Raw genomic sequence first — 17,831 nt, 5'->3', positions numbered from 1 at the left:
TCCCACATTGTTGAGCGGTGCCAGTTTTAGGAGTGAAGTATGAGTCTTGAACTGCCGGTTGATGGCACCCTCGACGCCACCGGCCTCAACTGCCCGGAACCCGTGATGATGCTGCACCAGCACATCCGCGACCTGCCGGCGGGCGGCCTGCTCAAGGTGATCGCGACCGACCCGTCGACCCGTCGCGATATCCCCAAGTTCTGCGTGTTTCTCGACCATGAACTGGTGGATCAGCAGGAAGATGCTGGCACCTACCTGTACTGGATCCGCAAGAAAGCCGATTAAGCCTGCGCCTTTTCGGCCCGAATGCGTCGGCGTGCACTGCGCGCCAGGCGCACCACCAACATCCCCGCCGCACAGCTCAAGCCCACGATCAGCCCTTGCCATAAACCGCTCGGGCCGCTGGGCTCGCCGAGCCAGTTTGTCAGGCCCAGGGCGTAACCTACCGGCAGGCCCACGCCCCAATAGGCGAACAAGGTCAGCACCATGGTCACCCGGGTGTCCTGGTAGCCGCGCAATGCGCCGGCGGCGGTGACCTGGATCGAGTCAGAGAACTGGAACAGCGCCGAGAACACGATCAACATCGACGCCAGGTGGATCACCACCGGGTCGGGGGTGTAGATCGCTGCAATTTGCTCGCGAAACAACAGCATCAAGCTGCAGGAAAAGCAGGCGTACGCCAGTGCGGTGCCCATGCCGACGCCGGCGGCGAAGCGTGCTTCCCGAGGTTCGCCGCGCCCCAGCGCCTGGCCGACGCGCACGGTGACGGCCATGCTCAGGGAGTAAGGGATCATGAACACCAAGGAGCTGACGTTCAGCGCGATCTGGTGACCGGAGACCACCGTGGCGCCCAGGCTGCCGATCAACAAGGCGATCACCGCAAAAATACTCGATTCGGCAAAGATCGCCACGCCTATCGGCAGGCCAATGCCCAACACGCGCTTGATCACCGCCCACTGCGGCCAGTCGAAGCGCTTGAACAACTCACTGCTTTGATAGGCCGCGCCCCAGCGCGTCCAGATGGCCAGGCCGATCATCATCACCCACATTGCAATCGCGGTAGCCCAGCCACAACCCACGCCGCCCATGGCCGGTACGCCCAGGTGGCCGTAGATGAAGATGTAGTTCAGCGGAATATTCAGCGCCAACCCGCACAAGCCCATGACCATGCTCGGCCGTGTGCGGCCCAGGCCGTCACTGAAACAGCGAAACACGTAGTACAACGCCACCGCCGGCATACCGGCGGCGATGCCATGCAGGTAGCCCATGGACGGCTCGATCAAGTCGGGTTCGACCTTCATCGCATGCAGGATCGGCTCGGCGCATAGCAACAACAGCGCCCCTGCGATGCCAACCACGACGGCCAGCCACAATGACTGACGCACCAAGGGCCCGATCTCGCTGAACTGGCCCGCACCGTAGCGCTGGGCGACTTTCGGCGTGGTGGCAAGCAGAGTGCCGGTCATCAACAGGTACACCGGGATCCAGATCGAATTACCCAGGCCCACCGCCGCCAGGTCCTGCGGGCTCACGCGCCCGGCCATCACCGCGTCGACGAAGCTCATCGCGGTGGTGGCCAGTTGGCCGATCATGATCGGCAAGGCCAGCGTCAGCAGGCCGCGCACTTCCCGGCTGATGCGGGCGGGGCGGGAGAGGGGAGCGGTGGCAGTGTTCACGTACAGGTGTCCAATAAAAAGGCAGTCGCAAGGACGGCGGATTCTACGCGTTGACGCAGCGGTCAGGAAAAAACCTGTGTTAGGGATTTGTAAGCGATGCGCCCAGGCCAGCGCTGACCCCTGTGGGAGCTGGCTTGCCTGCGATGCGGGCACCTCGGTCCATCAGGCAAACCGGGTCGATGCAATCGCAGGCAAGCCAGCTCCCACACAGGATCTTCTGTACACTGCCAATCCGCCAAAGGAGCCTGCCATGCTGATTGTTGCCGACGAAAATATCCCGCTGCTCGATGCATTCTTCGAAGGGTTTGGCGAGATTCGCCGGGTGCCCGGCCGTTCCATCGACCGCGCCACCGTCGAGCAGGCCGATGTACTGCTGGTGCGCTCGGTGACCAACGTCAACCGTGCCTTGCTTGAGGGCAGTAACGTGCGCTTTGTCGGCACCTGCACCATCGGCACCGACCACCTGGACCTCGACTACTTCAAGCAAGCGGGTATCCAGTGGTCCAGCGCGCCCGGCTGCAATGCGCGTGGGGTGGTGGACTACGTGCTTGGCAGCTTGCAGACCCTGGCTGAAATCGAAGGCGCTGACCTCAAGCAGCGCACCTACGGCATTGTCGGCGCGGGTGAAGTCGGCGGGCGTTTGGTCAAGGTGCTCAAGGGCCTGGGTTGGAATGTGTTGGTGTGCGATCCGCCGCGCCAGATTACCGAGGGCAGTGATTACGTCAGCCTGCAGCAGATCATCGAGCAATGTGACGTGATCAGCTTGCATACGCCGCTGATCAAGTCCGGCAACGGTTCTACCTGGCACCTGCTTGATCGCCAGCGCCTGGAACAGCTCAAGCCGGGCACATGGCTCATCAATGCCAGCCGGGGTGCGGTGGTGGATAACGCGGCCCTGCGCGAGGTGTTGCTGGCGCGCGAAGACCTGCAAGCGGTGCTGGACGTGTGGGAAGGCGAGCCCGAGGTGGACGTCGACCTGGCTGACCTGTGCGTGCTGGCCACGCCCCATATCGCCGGTTACAGCCTTGATGGCAAGCAGCGTGGCACTGCGCAGATTTACCAGGCGCTGTGCGCGCACCTGGGCCATGAACCGAGTATTCACTTAAGTGATTTGCTACCGGCCCCCTGGCTGGCCGAGATGCACCTGCATCCTGAGACTGACCCGGCCTGGGCGCTGGCGACCTTGTGCCGCAGTGTGTACGACCCACGCCGTGACGACGCGGATTTCCGTCGCAGCCTGGTGGGTACCGTGCAGGAGCAGCGCCAGGCCTTCGACCTGCTGCGCAAGCATTACCCGGAACGTCGCGAGATCGATGGCTTGAAGGTGCGCATCAAGGGGGAGTCGGCGGTGCTGTCACAGATCGTGACTGCTCTGGGTGCCGAACACCTATAACTGTAGGAGCGAGCTTGCTCGCGAAAAACGTCAACGATAACGCAGCGTTTCTGATTTAACGCGGCGCCCGCATGTTTTTCGCGAGCAAGCTCGCTCCTACAGGGGGCACAAAAAACCCGGCCACCTGGGCCGGGTTTGAAAGAGCGTGGGCGCTTCAGCCTTGCTGGGCAGGCTTGACCAGTCGCTGTTCCAGCTCGCTGCAGGCTTGCTGGATCATGTCCTCGGTAATCGGCACTTCGCGCCCATTGGCGTCAATGAATGAGCAGCGTAGATTGGCTTGATGCTCAATGCGGATTACTTCCACTTTGTCGGTGCTGCTAGTCTGCAAGGTCATGGCCTGTCTCCTCATCAGGTTGTGTACCTACTTTAATTCCCCCACATGAACGCGCTGTTACAACTCCTTACACGCTCGTCGGTTCGAACACCCAGTCCACCAGAAACCGGTACATATTTCCAGATGAGTCTTAGACCGATAGCCTCTAGGGGCCTGCATCGGTGGGCATAATTAACCTGACTCATTGTTATTTGTGCAAGTTCCCCCAATGTTGATGGATAGACTCTCCATTGGTGATCCTTCCATGTTCTCAATCCGTCAACGCCGTGCGATTCGCCTGGCCAGCCGCTTTATCGCGCCCTACCGCTGGCAGGCGCTTGGCGCACTGTTGGCGCTGATCGTCACCGCTGGCATCACCTTGTCCATGGGGCAGGGCATACGCCTGTTGGTGGACCAGGGCTTCATGACCCAGTCGCCGCATCTGCTCAACCAGTCTATAGGCCTGTTCATGCTGCTGGTGCTCGGCCTGGCCGTGGGCACCTTCACGCGGTTTTACCTGGTGTCGTGGATTGGCGAGCGGGTGGTGGCCGATATTCGCCGGCAGGTGTTCAATCACCTGATCTACCTGCACCCCGGCTTTTACGAGAACAACCGCAGCTCGGAAATCCAGTCGCGGCTGACCACCGATACCACCTTGCTGCAATCGGTGATCGGCTCATCACTGTCGCTGTTTCTGCGCAACGCCCTGATGGTGATCGGCGGCATCGTGTTGCTGTTTATCACTAACCCCAAGCTCACCAGCATCGTGGTGGTGGCGTTGCCGCTGGTGCTGGCGCCGATTCTGATCTTCGGGCGCAGGGTGCGCAGTCTGTCGCGTTTGAGCCAGGACCGTATCGCGGACGTCGGCAGCTATCTCGCCGAGACGCTGGGCCAGATCAAGACCGTGCAGGCCTATAACCATCAGGTGCAGGACGAACAGCGCTTCGCCGTTACCGTCGAGGACGCCTTTGTCACGGCACGTAAACGCATCTTGCAGCGTTCCTGGCTGATCACCCTGGTGATCATGCTGGTGCTCGGCGCGGTAGGCGTGATGCTGTGGGTGGGCGGCATGGACGTGATCAGCGGACGCATTTCCGGCGGTGAGCTGGCGGCGTTCGTGTTCTACAGCCTGATTGTCGGCAGCGCCGTCGGCACCCTGAGCGAAGTGCTTGGCGAGTTGCAGCGTGCCGCCGGGGCAGCCGAGCGTATCGGTGAGCTGTTGCAGTCAGGCAACGAGATCCAGGCGCCGACCACAGGCGGCGTACGTTTGCCGGAACGCGTCAGTGGCCGCATGGAACTGCAGGACCTACGCTTTTCCTATCCTTCGCGACCGGACAGCTACGCCATCGACGGCTTGAACCTGACCATCAACCCGGGCGAAACCCTGGCGTTGGTAGGGCCGTCCGGTGCGGGCAAGTCGACGATTTTCGATATGCTGCTGCGCTTCTACGACCCCCAGCAAGGCCGCATCCTGCTCGAAGGCCAGCCGCTGACCGAGCTTGACCCGTTAGACCTGCGGCGCCACTTCGCTCTGGTGTCCCAGAGCCCGGCGTTGTTCTTCGGCAGCGTCGAGGACAATATCCGCTACGGCAACCCCTCTGCCACCATCGCCCAGGTAGAAGCCGCCGCCCGAATCGCCCACGCCCACGACTTCATCCTGCAAATGCCCGACGGCTACCAAACCCACCTCGGCGAAAGTGGCCAAGGCCTCTCCGGCGGTCAGCGCCAACGCCTGGCCATCGCGCGCGCCTTGCTGGTCGACGCGCCGATCCTGCTGCTGGACGAAGCCACCAGCGCCCTCGACGCCCAGAGTGAACACCTTATCCAGCAAGCGCTGCCGCAGCTGATGCAGGGGCGCACCACGCTGGTGATCGCCCACCGTTTGGCCACGGTGAAGAATGCCGACCGCATTGCGGTGATGGACCAGGGCAAGCTGGTGGCGGTGGGCACGCATCAGCAGTTGATTGCGAGCAATCCGCTGTATGCGCGGTTGGCGGCGTTGCAGTTCAGTGATGGAGATGAACAGGTGAATCAGCGCCCATAAAAAATGCCCGCATCTTTCGATGCGGGCAATGAAACCTCTGTAGGAGCGAGCTTGCTCGCGAAAAACTCACAGGCGCCGCGTTTATCCAGGAAGCACGCGTTAGCGTTGACGTTCTTCGCGAGCAAGCTCGCTCCTACTGGTCGTCGAAGTACCGCTCATGCCAATCCACCAAAGGCTGTGGTGAGTTGAGCTTCTGCCCGTAGATCACCGAATAAGACAGCACGTTCTGCACATACTGGCGGGTTTCGTCGAAGGGGATGCTTTCCACCCATACGTCGAAACTCAGGTGGTCTGCGCCGCGCAGCCATTGGCGCACGCGGCCTGGGCCGGCGTTGTAGGCAGCGGAGGCGAGCACGCGGTTGCCGTTGAACTGGCTGTGCACCTGGCTCAGGTAAGCAGCGCCGAGCTGGATGTTTTTATCCGGGTCCAGCACCTGGGCCGGGGAGGCCAGGGGGATGCTGAACTTGCGTGCAGTTTCCTTGGCGGTGCCGGGCATCAGTTGCATCAGGCCGCTGGCGCCGACGCCGGAGCGGGCATCGTCCATGAACGCGCTTTCCTGACGGGTGATGGCAAAGATCCAGCTGGAGTGCAGGCCACGTACCTTGGCTTCGCGCACCAGGGTGTCGCGGTGGGCCATCGGGAAGCGGATGTCCAGATCGTCCCAGTACTGCGCCTGGCTGATGGTGCGGATGGCCGGAAAGTACCACTTCATGTCGTAGGCCAACTTGGCCTGGGCGACCATCTCGTCACGGTTGAAATGACGGCTGACGTGGTACCACTCACGGCGACCGTCGACGATCTGGCCACGGGCGTAGAACTCCAGGGCACGCCGCACCCCAGGGGTATTGCGCACCTTGTTGACCAGCGCCTGGCTCATCACCAGCGGCTTGTTGTTCAACTGGTAAGGAGATTTGGAGCGGTCAGCGGCGAGGAAACCGTAGAAGTCCCGCTCCTTGGCCACGTTTTTGTACAGGACCAAGGCTTGCGGGTTCTTCGGCTCGGCCAGCTCCAGGCTGCGTGCCTGCCAGTAGCGCCAACGGTTGGTGGTGGCCAGGTCCTGTGGGAGTTTGCGGGTCAACTGGTAGGCGTCTTCCCAGCGCGCCAGGCGCAACAGCAGGCGCAGACGCCACTCTGAAACCGTATTGTCGCGCAACTCTGGGTCGTACTTGGTCATGACCTCCAGCGCGCGCGGGTCGAAGCGCTTGGCCAGGGTCAAGCCGATCTCGCGGGCAATCGACACCTTTTCGTCACGGGAGAAGTGCATGCTGCTGGCGTAGCCATCGAGCAGCGACATGGCTTTGTCCGGATCCTGGCGCGCCAGGCGACGCAGGCCCAGGCCCACGGCGTCAGACATGGCCTCGGTGGCCGGCTGGAAGCGTGACGGGTCGCTGAGCATGTCTGGCTTCTGTGCCACATCCACCATCAGGCGGCCCTGGGCGCCAAGAGTCGGCAGGGTTTTCACCAGGCTGTTGGCCAGCGCGTAGTTACGCGCTTCGGCGGCGAGCTTGGCGCGGTCCCAGATCTTCTGCTCGGTGAGTTGGCCGGCAGCGGCCCATTGGCCAAACGTGACGTCACAGGCGGCTGGCTGGGATTTGCCGGTCATCCACAGTTTTTCGGCGGTCTTGTAGCCTTCGGCCTTCAGGTTGTGGCTGAGCTGGTATTGGCCATGCAGGCAGTCCAGCTCGACGAAATTGAGCTTGGTGTCGTAGTACTTTTCGAAAGTCTGCCAATCGCCGCGTTCGGCCAGCCAGCGCAGCCAACGCAGTTTCATCCAGTTGGCCTGGGGCAAGTCGCCGTGTTTGGCGAGGAATTGTTCGATTTCCTCGTTACTTGCGGTTTTCAGGCGCGCGGTCAGTTCGTCGTAGGCCAGGTAGGGCGTGAGCGGGTAATCGGCCAGGGCCTGGCTGTATTGCATGTAAGGGCCGGTGTCGCCCTTGGCCAGGGCGCGTTTGGCTTGATCGTAATACTGGCGTTGAGTGGTGAGATCCACCGCCTGGGCGGATTGAACGGCAGTGGCGGAAAGAAGCAGACAAGACAAAAAGTTGAAAAGGCGACTGCGCATGAGACGTCCGTGCAGAGAAATCACGACTAGCACCGGCACCGCCGACACTGATTGCCCCTAGCTTAGCCTTTTGCCAGCGGCCCGCGAAAGCTTTGCCGGCTGGTTCGTTCAAGTTCGCCGGAAATGTCCTACAGAACGTGTCTATACAGAAAATCCCGACCGCATCCCACCTTCAACTCAGGTAGAATGCGCGCCCAGTTTTTGGAGAAGCGTATGACCCTGCTCAAATTCAGCGATGTGTCCCTTGCTTTCGGCGCCATGCCGTTGTTGGACAAGGTGTCCTGGCAGATCGCCCGTGGTGAGCGGGTGTGCATCATCGGCCGCAACGGCACCGGCAAGTCCAGCATGATGAAGCTGGTAAAAGGCGACCAGAAGCCCGATGACGGCTCTGTCTGGCGTGCCCCGGGCCTCAAGATCGGCGAATTGCCGCAAGAATTGCCGGTGGCCGACGGACGGACAGTGTTCGACGTGGTAGCCGAAGGCCTGGACGGCGTAGGCGAGTTGCTCGCGCAATACCATCACCTGGCACAGAACTGCGTCACCGAAGAAGACCTGGACAAACTGATGCACGTCCAGCAAGACCTCGAAGCCCGTGATGGCTGGCGCTTGCAGCAACTGGTGGACAGCACCCTGAGCCGCCTGCAACTGCCGGCCGACAAGACCCTCGCCGAATTGTCCGGCGGCTGGCGTCGTCGCGTGCTGCTGGCCCAGGCCCTGGTGTCCGAGCCGGACCTGCTGCTGCTCGACGAACCGACCAACCATCTGGACATCGGCGCCATCGCCTGGCTTGAAGAAGCCATCAAGGACTTCCAGGGCGCCGTGCTGTTTATCACGCACGACCGTGCATTCCTGCAGAGCCTGGCCACGCGCATCCTCGAGCTGGACCGTGGCGGCCTGATCGACTGGAACGGCGACTACGCCAGCTTCCTGGTGCACAAGGAAGCCGCCCTGGCGGCTGAAGAAACCGCCAACGCGCTGTTCGACAAGAAGCTGGCCCAGGAAGAAGTCTGGATCCGCCAGGGCATCAAGGCCCGTCGCACCCGTAACGAAGGCCGCGTGCGTGCCTTGAAAGCCTTGCGCGTCGAGCGCAGTGAGCGCCGCGAGCGTACCGGCAAGGCCAATATCCAGCTCGATACTGCCGACAAGTCGGGCAAGCAAGTGATGGTGCTGGAGAACGTCAGCTTCCATCACCCGGACGGCCCGTTCCTGATCAAGGACTTCTCCATGGTCCTGCAGCGTGGCGATCGTATCGGCCTGCTGGGCGCCAACGGTACCGGCAAGACCACCTTGCTCAAGCTGATGCTCAGCGGTCTGCAACCGACCAGCGGCAAGGTAGAAGAGGGCACTCGCATCGACGTGGCCTACTTTGACCAGTTGCGCCACCAGTTGGACCTGGAAAAGACCGTGATCGACAACGTCGCCGAAGGTCGCGACTTTATCGACATCGACGGCCAGAGCCGCCACGTACTCAGCTACCTGGGCGACTTCCTGTTCAGCCCGCAACGTGCGCGCACGCCGGTCAAGGCTCTGTCTGGTGGTGAGCGCGCGCGCCTGCTGCTGGCCAAGCTGTTCAGCAAGCCGGCCAACCTGCTGGTGCTCGACGAACCGACCAACGACCTCGACGTGGAAACCCTGGAACTGTTGGAAGAGGTCTTGCTGACCTTCAACGGCACCGTGCTGATGGTCAGTCACGACCGGGAATTCCTCGACAACGTGGTCACCAGCACCCTGGTTTTCGAAGGCGAAGGCAAGGTGCGCGAATACGTGGGCGGTTATCAGGACTGGCTGCGTCAGGGCGGCTCGCCGCGCCTGCTGGGCGTGACCGAGAGCAAGTCGGGCAAGGCCGACCTGAACACGGCGGTGGTGGCGCCGGTCGCTGCCGAAACGCCTGCACCGGCTGCTGAAGCTGCGCCTGCCAAGAAAAAGCTCAGCTACAAGTTGCAGCGTGAACTGGAAGCCTTGCCAGGCGATATCGATGCCAAGGAACAGCAGATCGCTGCGGTCGAAGCGGAAATGGCTGACGCCGGCTTCTACCTGCGCCCTGCGGCAGAAACCGCCAAGGTCATCGCCTCTCTGGAGACGCTGAACCAGGAGCTGGAAGCGTTGGTTGAGCGTTGGGCCGAGCTGGATGCCTGACTGATCGACCCGCAATAAAAAAGCCCGGCGCTCTTCTATGAGCGCCGGGCTTTTTAATATGAAATGCGATTCAACTGTGGGAGCTGGCTTGCCTGCGATAGCAGTCTGTCAGTTGATGCATCGGGTGGCTGATACACCGCTATCGCAGGCAAGCCAGCTCCCACATTAGACCTTCATCGGTCTTACGAACTCTTTACCAGTTTGACGGCCAGTACATCGCACGGTGCGCCGTGCAATACATCATTGGCGGTCGAGCCCAGCAGCAGTGCCAAACCGTGTCGCCCATGACTACCCACTACGATCAGGTCACAACCCTGTTCTTTGGCCAAGTGGTGGATTTCCTGGCGCGGTTGGCCGTAGGTAAGATGGGAATTTTCCTTGCTGACCTTGGGATACTTGAGAATCAAGCGGTCAAGGCGCTCCTTGGCCTGGTCGAACTGTTGCTGCTGCAGTTGGGAAAGGTCCATTGGCACGTCACCACCAAAGGCCATAGCCATGGGCTCGACGATGTGTACCAACGACAGTTTGGCGCCATTGGCAATCGCGGATTCCTGTGCGCGCTTGATCACTGGATCGCACTCTTCGGTCAGGTCGACAGCGACCAGAATATGTTCGTAGGGCATGAGGCGTTCCTCCAGGGGGCTGCAATAAGTTCAGTATGGCTGCTTTCAAGCGGATGGGGTTGCCGCAGATCAAATCCGCTCATCTAGAAATTCGGGAGTACACATATGACGGTCTGGATAGTGGTGTCAATCCTTGCGGTGGTTTTAAGCCCCCTGGTATGGCTGCGCCCTTCGCGCCAGCAGAGTGGGCGCATGGCCCTGCGCATGGAGGCACGCCGCATCGGGCTGGCCATGCAGTTGGCGCCCCAGGAGTGGCCGCACTGGCTCAAACAGGAGCCGCCGAGCCCGTGCGCGCAGTATTGCCGGCCACGACGCGGCAACGCGCCCGCAACCTGGAGCTACTGGCAGCTGGAGCCCGGGCTGTGGGTCAATCAGTGGCGTGAACCCTGTGTGGATGAGAAGTTGTTGCCGCATTTTGCAACGCTGCCGGCAAACGTCTACAAGGTCGAGGCCGACAAACAAATGATTGCCCTGTATTGGGGCGAAAAGGGCGACGCGAGCGTCCTGAAAGATATTGATACGCTGCTCAAGGCCCTGGCCTGACCCACACCTGTAGGAGCGAGCTTGCTCGCGAAAATCGCCAACGATAACGCGGATAACCAGGCTATACGCGGCGCTCTCCAGGTTTTCGCGAGCAAGCTCGCTCCTACAGAAAAGCCGGCCAATAAAAAGCCCGACATCATCATCGGGCTGGAGCTGGCCAGGCAGGCCGGTAAATCTGTAGGTTGCCGCTAGCCTAGCCGTGTATTGCGTTCTGTACAGCTTTTTCCCACACCTTTTCTATTATTGATCCTGTGAATATTTGAATATTGGCGGGTGGCCAGCCGGTGGGCCGGGTTCTGAAATGACCGGAAAGTCGCGTTTTTCCTAGCCTTTGGAGCGATTGACAATTGCTCGGAATTGGATGAAGGTGGCGTACCCAAATCAAACGGGCGTATGAATTGAGCGTTTGCCTGTCAGACGACTCATACAAAACCCGACTATCGCACTGGCGGGTGTGCCTGGCGGATTGGCGTGAGCATTGATTCAACTGTCAATGTCAAACCAGAGACCAGCGTCCAGTGTGTACTGTTCAGCTTCCATATCGTGGAGATCAGTTGATGATTTACGAAGGTAAAGCCATCACGGTTAAGGCTCTTGAAAGTGGCATCGTCGAACTCAAATTCGACCTCAAGGGTGAGTCCGTCAACAAGTTCAACCGTCTAACCCTGAACGAACTGCGTCAGGCCGTAGACACCATCAAAGCAGATGCTTCGGTCAAGGGCGTGATCGTCTCCAGCGGCAAGGACGTGTTTATCGTCGGCGCTGACATCACCGAATTCGTCGACAACTTCAAGCTGCCCGATGCCGAGCTGGTGGCTGGCAACCTCGAAGCCAACAAGATCTTCAGCGATTTCGAAGACCTCAACGTGCCGACCGTTGCTGCCATCAATGGCATCGCGTTGGGCGGCGGCCTGGAAATGTGCCTGGCGGCAGACTTCCGCGTCATGTCTGCGACGGCCAAGATCGGCCTGCCGGAAGTCAAGCTGGGCATCTACCCAGGCTTTGGCGGTACCGTGCGCCTGCCGCGCCTGATCGGTGCCGACAACGCGATCGAATGGATCGCCGCCGGCAAGGAAAACAAAGCTGAAGATGCACTGAAAGTCGGTGCTGTCGACGCTGTCGTTGCCCCGGACAAATTGGCCGAAGCCGCGCTGAACCTGATCAAGGGCGCCATCAGCGGCGAATTTGACTACAAGGCCAAGCGTCAGCCGAAGCTGGAAAAACTCAAGCTCAACGCCATCGAACAGATGATGTCGTTCGAAACCGCCAAAGGTTTCGTGGCCGGCCAGGCCGGCCCGAACTACCCGGCGCCGGTGGAAGCGATCAAGACCATCCAGAAGGCCGCGAACTTCGGTCGCGACAAAGCCCTGGAAGTGGAAGCGGCAGGCTTCGTCAAACTGGCGAAAACCTCGGCGGCCCAGAGCCTGATCGGCCTGTTCCTGAACGATCAGGAACTGAAGAAAAAGGCCAAGGCCTACGACGAAATCGCCAAGGACGTGAAACAGGCCGCCGTACTCGGCGCCGGTATCATGGGCGGCGGTATCGCCTATCAGTCGGCGTCCAAAGGCACGCCGATCCTGATGAAAGACATCAACGAACACGGTATCGAGCAGGGCCTGGCCGAAGCCGCCAAGCTGCTGGTGGGCCGCGTTGATAAAGGTCGCATGACCGCTGCAAAAATGGCTGAAGTGCTTAACGGCATTCGCCCTACGCTGTCCTACGGCGATTTCGGCCACGTCGACCTGGTGGTCGAAGCGGTTGTCGAAAACCCGAAGGTCAAGCAAGCCGTACTGGCTGAAGTGGAAGCCCAGGTCAAAGATGACACCATCCTGGCCTCCAACACCTCGACCATTTCCATCTCGCTGCTGGCCAAGGCCCTCAAGCGTCCGGAAAACTTCGTCGGCATGCACTTCTTCAACCCGGTGCACATGATGCCGCTGGTGGAAGTGATCCGTGGCGAGAAGTCCAGCGAGCTGGCCGTTGCCACCACCGTTGCCTACGCCAAGAAAATGGGCAAGAACCCGATCGTCGTCAACGATTGTCCGGGCTTTTTGGTCAACCGTGTGCTGTTCCCGTACTTTGGCGGTTTCGCCAAGCTGGTCAGCGCCGGTGTAGATTTTGTGCGCATCGACAAGGTCATGGAAAAATTTGGCTGGCCCATGGGCCCGGCGTACCTGATGGACGTGGTCGGCATCGACACCGGCCACCACGGTCGCGACGTCATGGCTGAAGGCTTCCCGGACCGCATGAAAGACGACCGTCGTTCGGCTGTCGATGCACTCTACGAAGCCAAGCGCCTGGGCCAGAAGAACGGCAAGGGCTTCTACGCCTACGAGACCGACAAGAAGGGCAAGCAGAAGAAAGTGGCCGACCCGTCGGTGCACGAAGTACTCGCTCCGGTCATCTACGAACAGCGTGAGGTGTCCGACGAGGACATCATCAACTGGATGATGATCGCCCTGTGCCTGGAAACCGTGCGTTGCCTGGAAGACGGCATCGTCGAAACCGCCGCCGAAGCCGATATGGGCCTGGTGTACGGCATTGGTTTCCCTCCATTCCGTGGTGGTGCGCTGCGTTACATCGACTCCATCGGTGTGGCCCAGTTCGTTGCCCTGGCTGATCAGTACGCTGATCTGGGCCCGCTGTACCACCCGACCGCGAAGCTGCGTGAAATGGCCAAGAATGGCCAGAGCTTCTTCGGTTAAGTGCCCAGACGACTAGAGCGAGAATATTTATGAGCTTGAATCCAAGAGACGTCGTGATCGTCGACTTCGGTCGTACGCCGATGGGCCGCTCCAAGGGCGGCATGCACCGCAACACCCGCGCCGAAGACATGTCGGCGCACCTGATCAGCAAAGTGCTGGAGCGCAACACCAAGGTCGACCCGAACGAAGTCGAGGACGTGATCTGGGGCTGCGTCAACCAGACCCTGGAGCAGGGCTGGAACATCGCACGCATGGCGTCGTTGATGACCCAGATCCCGCACACTGCGGCCGGCCAGACCGTCAGCCGTCTGTGTGGTTCGTCGATGAGCGCGCTGCACACCGCTGCGCAAGCGATCATGACCGGCAACGGCGATGTATTCGTGGTCGGCGGCGTGGAGCACATGGGCCACGTCAGCATGATGCACGGCGTCGATCCTAACCCGCACATGTCCCTCTACGCGGCGAAAGCCTCGGGCATGATGGGCCTTACCGCGGAAATGCTCGGCAAAATGCACGGCATCACCCGTGAAGCCCAGGACGCCTTCGGCCTGCGCTCCCACCAGCTCGCCCACAAGGCGACTGTGGAAGGCAAGTTCAAGGATGAAATCATCCCGATGAACGGCTACGACGAGAATGGCTTCCTGAAACTGTTCGACTACGACGAAACCATTCGTCCGGACACTACCTTGGAAAGCCTGGCGGCCCTCAAGCCAGCCTTCAATCCAAAGGGCGGCACCGTGACAGCCGGTACTTCCTCGCAAATCACCGATGGTGCTTCGTGCATGATCGTGATGTCGGCACAGCGTGCCCAGGACCTGGGTATCCAGCCGCTGGCGGTGATTCGTTCGATGGCAGTGGCGGGTGTGGATCCGGCGATCATGGGCTATGGTCCAGTACCGGCCACACAAAAAGCCTTGAAGCGCGCAGGCCTTTCCATCTCCGATATCGACTTCTTCGAGCTCAACGAAGCTTTCGCCGCACAGGCCCTGCCAGTGCTGAAAGATTTGAAAGTACTCGACAAGATGAACGAGAAGGTTAACCTGCACGGCGGTGCGATTGCCCTGGGCCACCCATTCGGTTGCTCCGGTGCGCGTATCTCTGGCACTTTGCTTAACGTGATGAAGCAAAATGGCGGCAACCTTGGGGTTGCAACCATGTGCATTGGTCTCGGCCAAGGCATCTCTACCGTCTTCGAACGCGTCTAAACGTTCGGTTGACGGAAGCCGGGGCCCAGTGCCCCGGTTTTTGTTTTTTGGAACTTTTAAATATTTTTTTTCAACAAATTTTGCATGAGGGCCAGAGCATGAAAGTCGAACCAGGGCTCTACCAGCATTACAAGGGGCCGCAGTACCGTGTTTTCAGCGTGGCGCGCCACTCTGAAACCGAAGAAGAAGTGGTGTTTTACCAAGCGCTGTATGGCGAATACGGCTTTTGGGTGCGCCCTTTGAGCATGTTCCTGGAGACCGTCGAAGTTGACGGCGAGCAGGTCCCGCGCTTTGCTTTGGTCACGGCCGAACCCAGTCTTTTTACAGGGCAATAACGGCAGGTCGCGCAGAATGCTGCGCTTGACCTCATCCGGTTGCCACTATATATAGCGTTGCCGCGTCAGGCGCCAACTGCCTTTCACTTCTCGAATTCAGGAATTTTCCGATCCATGGGCAAATCGCTGGTCATTGTGGAATCCCCGGCTAAGGCCAAGACCATCAACAAGTACTTGGGCAACGAGTACGTGGTGAAGTCGAGTATCGGCCATATCCGAGACCTGCCCACCAGCGGTTCGGCTAGCGCCAGCAAGGAGCCTGCCGCCAAGCGCGGCAAGGCCGCCGCGGGCGAGGGTCCGGTACTCACGCCTAAAGAAAAAGCGCGCAAGCAACTGGTTTCGCGCATGGGTGTGGACCCGGACCATGGCTGGAAGGCCAAGTACGAAATCCTTCCGGGCAAGGAAAAGGTCATCGAAGAGCTGCGCCGGCTCGCCAAAGATGCTGACACCATCTATCTCGCGACGGACTTGGACCGCGAAGGGGAAGCCATTGCCTGGCACCTGCGCGAAGCCATTGGCGGTGATGACAGCCGCTACAAGCGCGTGGTGTTCAACGAAATCACCAAGAAAGCCATTCAGGAAGCCTTCTCCAAGCCGGGCGAGCTGGACATCGACCGTGTCAACGCCCAGCAGGCCCGTCGCTTCCTCGACCGCGTCGTCGGCTACATGGTCTCGCCACTGCTGTGGGCGAAGATCGCTCGTGGCCTGTCCGCCGGCCGTGTGCAATCGGTTGCGGTGAAGCTGGTGGTGGAACGTGAGCGCGAGATCCGTGCGTTCATCCCTGAAGAATACTGGGAAGTCCACGCTGACCTGGGTACCGCCAAGGGCGCCAACGTGCGCTTTGAAGTGGCCCGCGAGAAAGGCGAGGCCTTCAAGCCGCTGAACGAAGCCCAGGCCATGGCCGCGCTGGAAAAGCTCAAGGCTTCCAGCTACAGCATCGTCAAGCGTGAAGACAAACCGACCAGCAGCAAGCCGTCGGCGCCGTTCATCACCTCCACCCTGCAACAGGCCGCGAGCAACCGCCTGGGCTTCGGGGTGAAGAAGACCATGATGATGGCCCAGCGTCTGTATGAGGCTGGCTACATCACCTATATGCGTACGGACTCCACCAACCTCTCGCAAGACGCGGTGGCGATGGCGCGTACCTATATTGAAAGCGAATTCGGCAAGACCTACCTGCCGGAGAAGCCGAACGTCTACAGCAGCAAGGAAGGCGCACAAGAGGCTCACGAAGCGATTCGTCCTTCTGACGCCAACACCACGCCTGCCAAGCTGAGCGGCATGGAGCGCGACGCTGAGCGCCTCTACGAGCTGATCTGGCGCCAGTTCCTGGCTTGCCAGATGCTGCCGGCGCAATACCTGTCTACTACCGTCAGCGTGGGCGCGGGCGATTTCGAGTTGCGTGCCAAGGGCCGTATCCTCAAGTTCGACGGCTACACCCGTGTGATGCCGCAGATCGCCAAGCCTGGCGATGATGATGTGCTGCCGGACATGGCCCAGGGAGACACGCTGAAGCTGATCAAGCTCGACCCGTCCCAGCACTTCACCAAGCCGCCGGCGCGTTATTCCGAAGCCAGCCTGGTGAAAGAGATGGAGAAGCGCGGTATCGGTCGTCCGTCGACCTACGCGGCGATCATCTCCACCATCCAGGACCGTGGCTACGTTGCGTTGCACAACCGTCGTTTCTATTCGGAAAAGATGGGTGACATCGTGACCGAGCGTCTGTCGGAGAGCTTCTCCAACTTGATGGACTACGGCTTCACTGCCGGCATGGAAGAGAATCTCGATGACGTGGCCCAGGGCGAACGCGACTGGAAAAACGTACTGGACGAGTTCTACGGCGACTTCAAGAAAAAGCTCGAAGTGGCTGAGAACCCCGAGAACGGGATGCGCGCCAACCAGCCGGTGATGACGGATATTCCGTGCACTACCTGCGGTCGACCGATGCAGATTCGTACCGCCTCCACCGGCGTGTTCCTCGGTTGCTCGGGCTACAGCCTGCCGCCCAAAGAGCGCTGCAAGGCGACCGTCAACCTGGTACCGGGCGATGAAATCGCGGCTGACGACGAGGGTGAGTCCGAGTCGCTGGTGCTGCGTGGCAAGCATCGCTGCCCGATCTGCAGCACGGCGATGGACGCCTACCTGCTGGACGAGAAGCACAAGCTGCACATCTGTGGTAACAACCCGGATTGCAACGGCTACGAGATCGAAGAGGGCACCTATCGCATCAAGGGCTATGAAGGCCCGAGCCTGGAATGCGACAAGTGCGGCAGCGAGATGCAGCTCAAGACCGGCCGTTTCGGCAAGTTCTTCGGGTGCACCAACCCAACCTGCAAGAACACCCGCAAACTGCTGAAAAGCGGTGATGCGGCGCCGCCGAAGATGGACCCGGTGAAAATGCCCGAGCTCAAGTGCGAGAAGGTCAACGACACCTACATCCTGCGTGACGGCGCTTCGGGGCTGTTCCTGGCTGCGAGCCAGTTCCCGAAAAACCGCGAGACCCGTGCGCCACTGGTGATGGAGATCGTGCCGCACAAGGACGAGATCGATCCGAAGTACCACTTCCTGTGTGAAGCGCCGAAGAAGGACCCGGATGGTCGTCCAGCCGTGATCCGCTACAGCCGCAAGACCAAGGAGCAGTACGTGCAGACCGAAGTGGACGGCAAGCCTACTGGCTGGAAAGCGTTCTACGACGGCGGCAAGTGGAAGGTCGAGGACAAGCGCCAGGGCGCTTGATCCGCTAGTCTGTTAACGCCAAAAGCCGTCTGTATAGACGGCTTTTGCTTACTGTAGGAT

At 60.4% G+C, this 17,831-nt stretch carries 14 protein-coding genes; 10 read left to right on the top strand and 4 right to left on the bottom strand.

Annotation, left to right across the window (positions count from 1 at the left end; all coding sequences use genetic code 11):
- The first annotated feature begins 39 nt into the window (after positions 1 to 39).
- Positions 40 to 285 (top strand): sulfurtransferase TusA, encoded by a 246-nt coding sequence (gene tusA, locus AC1RAC_RS05890; protein ID WP_014717501.1) that lies wholly within the window; start codon positions 40 to 42, stop codon positions 283 to 285.
- Here tusA and AC1RAC_RS05885 read toward each other — a convergent pair.
- Complete coding sequence (locus AC1RAC_RS05885) at positions 282 to 1,676, bottom strand: MATE family efflux transporter (protein WP_054898797.1); 1,395 nt, start codon at positions 1,674 to 1,676, stop codon at positions 282 to 284. The genes tusA and AC1RAC_RS05885 overlap by 4 nt on opposite strands.
- 250 nt (positions 1,677 to 1,926) lie before the next feature.
- Here AC1RAC_RS05885 and pdxB point away from each other — a divergent pair, with 250 nt between their 5' ends.
- Positions 1,927 to 3,069: a 4-phosphoerythronate dehydrogenase PdxB gene (pdxB, locus tag AC1RAC_RS05880; RefSeq protein WP_492616384.1), complete on the top strand. Its 1,143-nt coding sequence runs from the start codon at positions 1,927 to 1,929 to the stop codon at positions 3,067 to 3,069.
- A gap of 154 nt (positions 3,070 to 3,223) precedes the next feature.
- Here the strand turns inward: pdxB and AC1RAC_RS05875 are convergent, their stop codons facing one another.
- Positions 3,224 to 3,403, bottom strand: a complete 180-nt coding sequence (locus tag AC1RAC_RS05875; RefSeq protein ID WP_096143684.1) for a PA1571 family protein — start codon at positions 3,401 to 3,403, stop codon at positions 3,224 to 3,226.
- Between the two features lie 214 nt (positions 3,404 to 3,617).
- Here AC1RAC_RS05875 and AC1RAC_RS05870 point away from each other — a divergent pair, with 214 nt between their 5' ends.
- Positions 3,618 to 5,426, top strand: coding sequence for an ABC transporter ATP-binding protein/permease (locus AC1RAC_RS05870; RefSeq protein ID WP_492616383.1), 1,809 nt, complete (start codon positions 3,618 to 3,620; stop codon positions 5,424 to 5,426).
- Between the two features lie 133 nt (positions 5,427 to 5,559).
- Here AC1RAC_RS05870 and AC1RAC_RS05865 read toward each other — a convergent pair whose 3' ends face one another.
- Positions 5,560 to 7,488 carry a transglycosylase SLT domain-containing protein gene (locus tag AC1RAC_RS05865; RefSeq protein WP_034126641.1) on the bottom strand — a complete coding sequence of 643 codons (1,929 nt, stop codon included), beginning with the start codon at positions 7,486 to 7,488 and terminating at the stop codon, positions 5,560 to 5,562.
- Between the two features lie 213 nt (positions 7,489 to 7,701).
- Here AC1RAC_RS05865 and AC1RAC_RS05860 point away from each other — a divergent pair, with 213 nt between their 5' ends.
- A complete protein-coding gene (locus AC1RAC_RS05860) occupies positions 7,702 to 9,624 on the top strand; it encodes an ATP-binding cassette domain-containing protein (protein ID WP_034126642.1) in 1,923 nt (640 codons plus the stop codon).
- 182 nt (positions 9,625 to 9,806) lie between these two features.
- Here AC1RAC_RS05860 and AC1RAC_RS05855 read toward each other — a convergent pair whose 3' ends face one another.
- Positions 9,807 to 10,247: a universal stress protein gene (locus AC1RAC_RS05855; RefSeq protein WP_034126643.1), complete on the bottom strand. Its 441-nt coding sequence runs from the start codon at positions 10,245 to 10,247 to the stop codon at positions 9,807 to 9,809.
- Between the two features lie 105 nt (positions 10,248 to 10,352).
- Between AC1RAC_RS05855 and AC1RAC_RS05850 the strand changes: the two genes are divergently transcribed.
- The 6 genes from AC1RAC_RS05850 (at position 10,353) to topA (ending at position 17,771) form a co-directional block, all read left to right on the top strand.
- A complete protein-coding gene (locus AC1RAC_RS05850; protein ID WP_072446782.1) occupies positions 10,353 to 10,790 on the top strand; it encodes a hypothetical protein in 438 nt (145 codons plus the stop codon).
- Positions 10,791 to 10,811: 21 nt separating this feature from the next.
- A complete protein-coding gene (locus tag AC1RAC_RS05845) occupies positions 10,812 to 10,982 on the top strand; it encodes a hypothetical protein (RefSeq protein ID WP_196492034.1) in 171 nt (56 codons plus the stop codon).
- A gap of 365 nt (positions 10,983 to 11,347) precedes the next feature.
- Positions 11,348 to 13,495 carry a fatty acid oxidation complex subunit alpha FadB gene (fadB, locus tag AC1RAC_RS05840; protein ID WP_003189649.1) on the top strand — a complete coding sequence of 716 codons (2,148 nt, stop codon included), beginning with the start codon at positions 11,348 to 11,350 and terminating at the stop codon, positions 13,493 to 13,495.
- Positions 13,496 to 13,524: 29 nt separating this feature from the next.
- Positions 13,525 to 14,700 carry an acetyl-CoA C-acyltransferase FadA gene (gene fadA / locus AC1RAC_RS05835; protein ID WP_003189650.1) on the top strand — a complete coding sequence of 392 codons (1,176 nt, stop codon included), beginning with the start codon at positions 13,525 to 13,527 and terminating at the stop codon, positions 14,698 to 14,700.
- A 98-nt stretch (positions 14,701 to 14,798) separates the two neighbouring features.
- Complete coding sequence (locus AC1RAC_RS05830) at positions 14,799 to 15,035, top strand: DUF1653 domain-containing protein (RefSeq protein ID WP_003189651.1); 237 nt, start codon at positions 14,799 to 14,801, stop codon at positions 15,033 to 15,035.
- 114 nt (positions 15,036 to 15,149) lie between these two features.
- The gene (topA, locus tag AC1RAC_RS05825) at positions 15,150 to 17,771 is read left to right on the top strand and encodes a type I DNA topoisomerase (RefSeq protein WP_003189652.1); all 2,622 of its coding nucleotides are present in this window, start codon (positions 15,150 to 15,152) and stop codon (positions 17,769 to 17,771) included.
- Positions 17,772 to 17,831 lie beyond the last annotated feature (60 nt).

Source organism: Pseudomonas sp. GW823-FHT02F05, from assembly GCF_058797315.1.
This window is presented reverse-complemented; position numbering and strand designations above follow the sequence as displayed.

What these genes read in the sequence shown, in the direction of transcription:
- tusA (WP_014717501.1), top strand. Translation starts at nt 40, where the DNA reads ATGAGTCTTGAACTGCCGGTTGATGGCACCCTCGACGCCACCGGCCTC.
- pdxB (WP_492616384.1), top strand. Translation starts at nt 1,927, where the DNA reads ATGCTGATTGTTGCCGACGAAAATATCCCGCTGCTCGATGCATTCTTC.
- AC1RAC_RS05875 (WP_096143684.1), bottom strand. Translation starts at nt 3,403, where the DNA reads ATGACCTTGCAGACTAGCAGCACCGACAAAGTGGAAGTAATCCGCATT.
- AC1RAC_RS05870 (WP_492616383.1), top strand. Translation starts at nt 3,618, where the DNA reads ATGGATAGACTCTCCATTGGTGATCCTTCCATGTTCTCAATCCGTCAA.
- AC1RAC_RS05865 (WP_034126641.1), bottom strand. Translation starts at nt 7,488, where the DNA reads ATGCGCAGTCGCCTTTTCAACTTTTTGTCTTGTCTGCTTCTTTCCGCC.
- AC1RAC_RS05860 (WP_034126642.1), top strand. Translation starts at nt 7,702, where the DNA reads ATGACCCTGCTCAAATTCAGCGATGTGTCCCTTGCTTTCGGCGCCATG.
- AC1RAC_RS05855 (WP_034126643.1), bottom strand. Translation starts at nt 10,247, where the DNA reads ATGCCCTACGAACATATTCTGGTCGCTGTCGACCTGACCGAAGAGTGC.
- AC1RAC_RS05850 (WP_072446782.1), top strand. Translation starts at nt 10,353, where the DNA reads ATGACGGTCTGGATAGTGGTGTCAATCCTTGCGGTGGTTTTAAGCCCC.
- fadB (WP_003189649.1), top strand. Translation starts at nt 11,348, where the DNA reads ATGATTTACGAAGGTAAAGCCATCACGGTTAAGGCTCTTGAAAGTGGC.
- fadA (WP_003189650.1), top strand. Translation starts at nt 13,525, where the DNA reads ATGAGCTTGAATCCAAGAGACGTCGTGATCGTCGACTTCGGTCGTACG.
- AC1RAC_RS05830 (WP_003189651.1), top strand. Translation starts at nt 14,799, where the DNA reads ATGAAAGTCGAACCAGGGCTCTACCAGCATTACAAGGGGCCGCAGTAC.
- topA (WP_003189652.1), top strand. Translation starts at nt 15,150, where the DNA reads ATGGGCAAATCGCTGGTCATTGTGGAATCCCCGGCTAAGGCCAAGACC.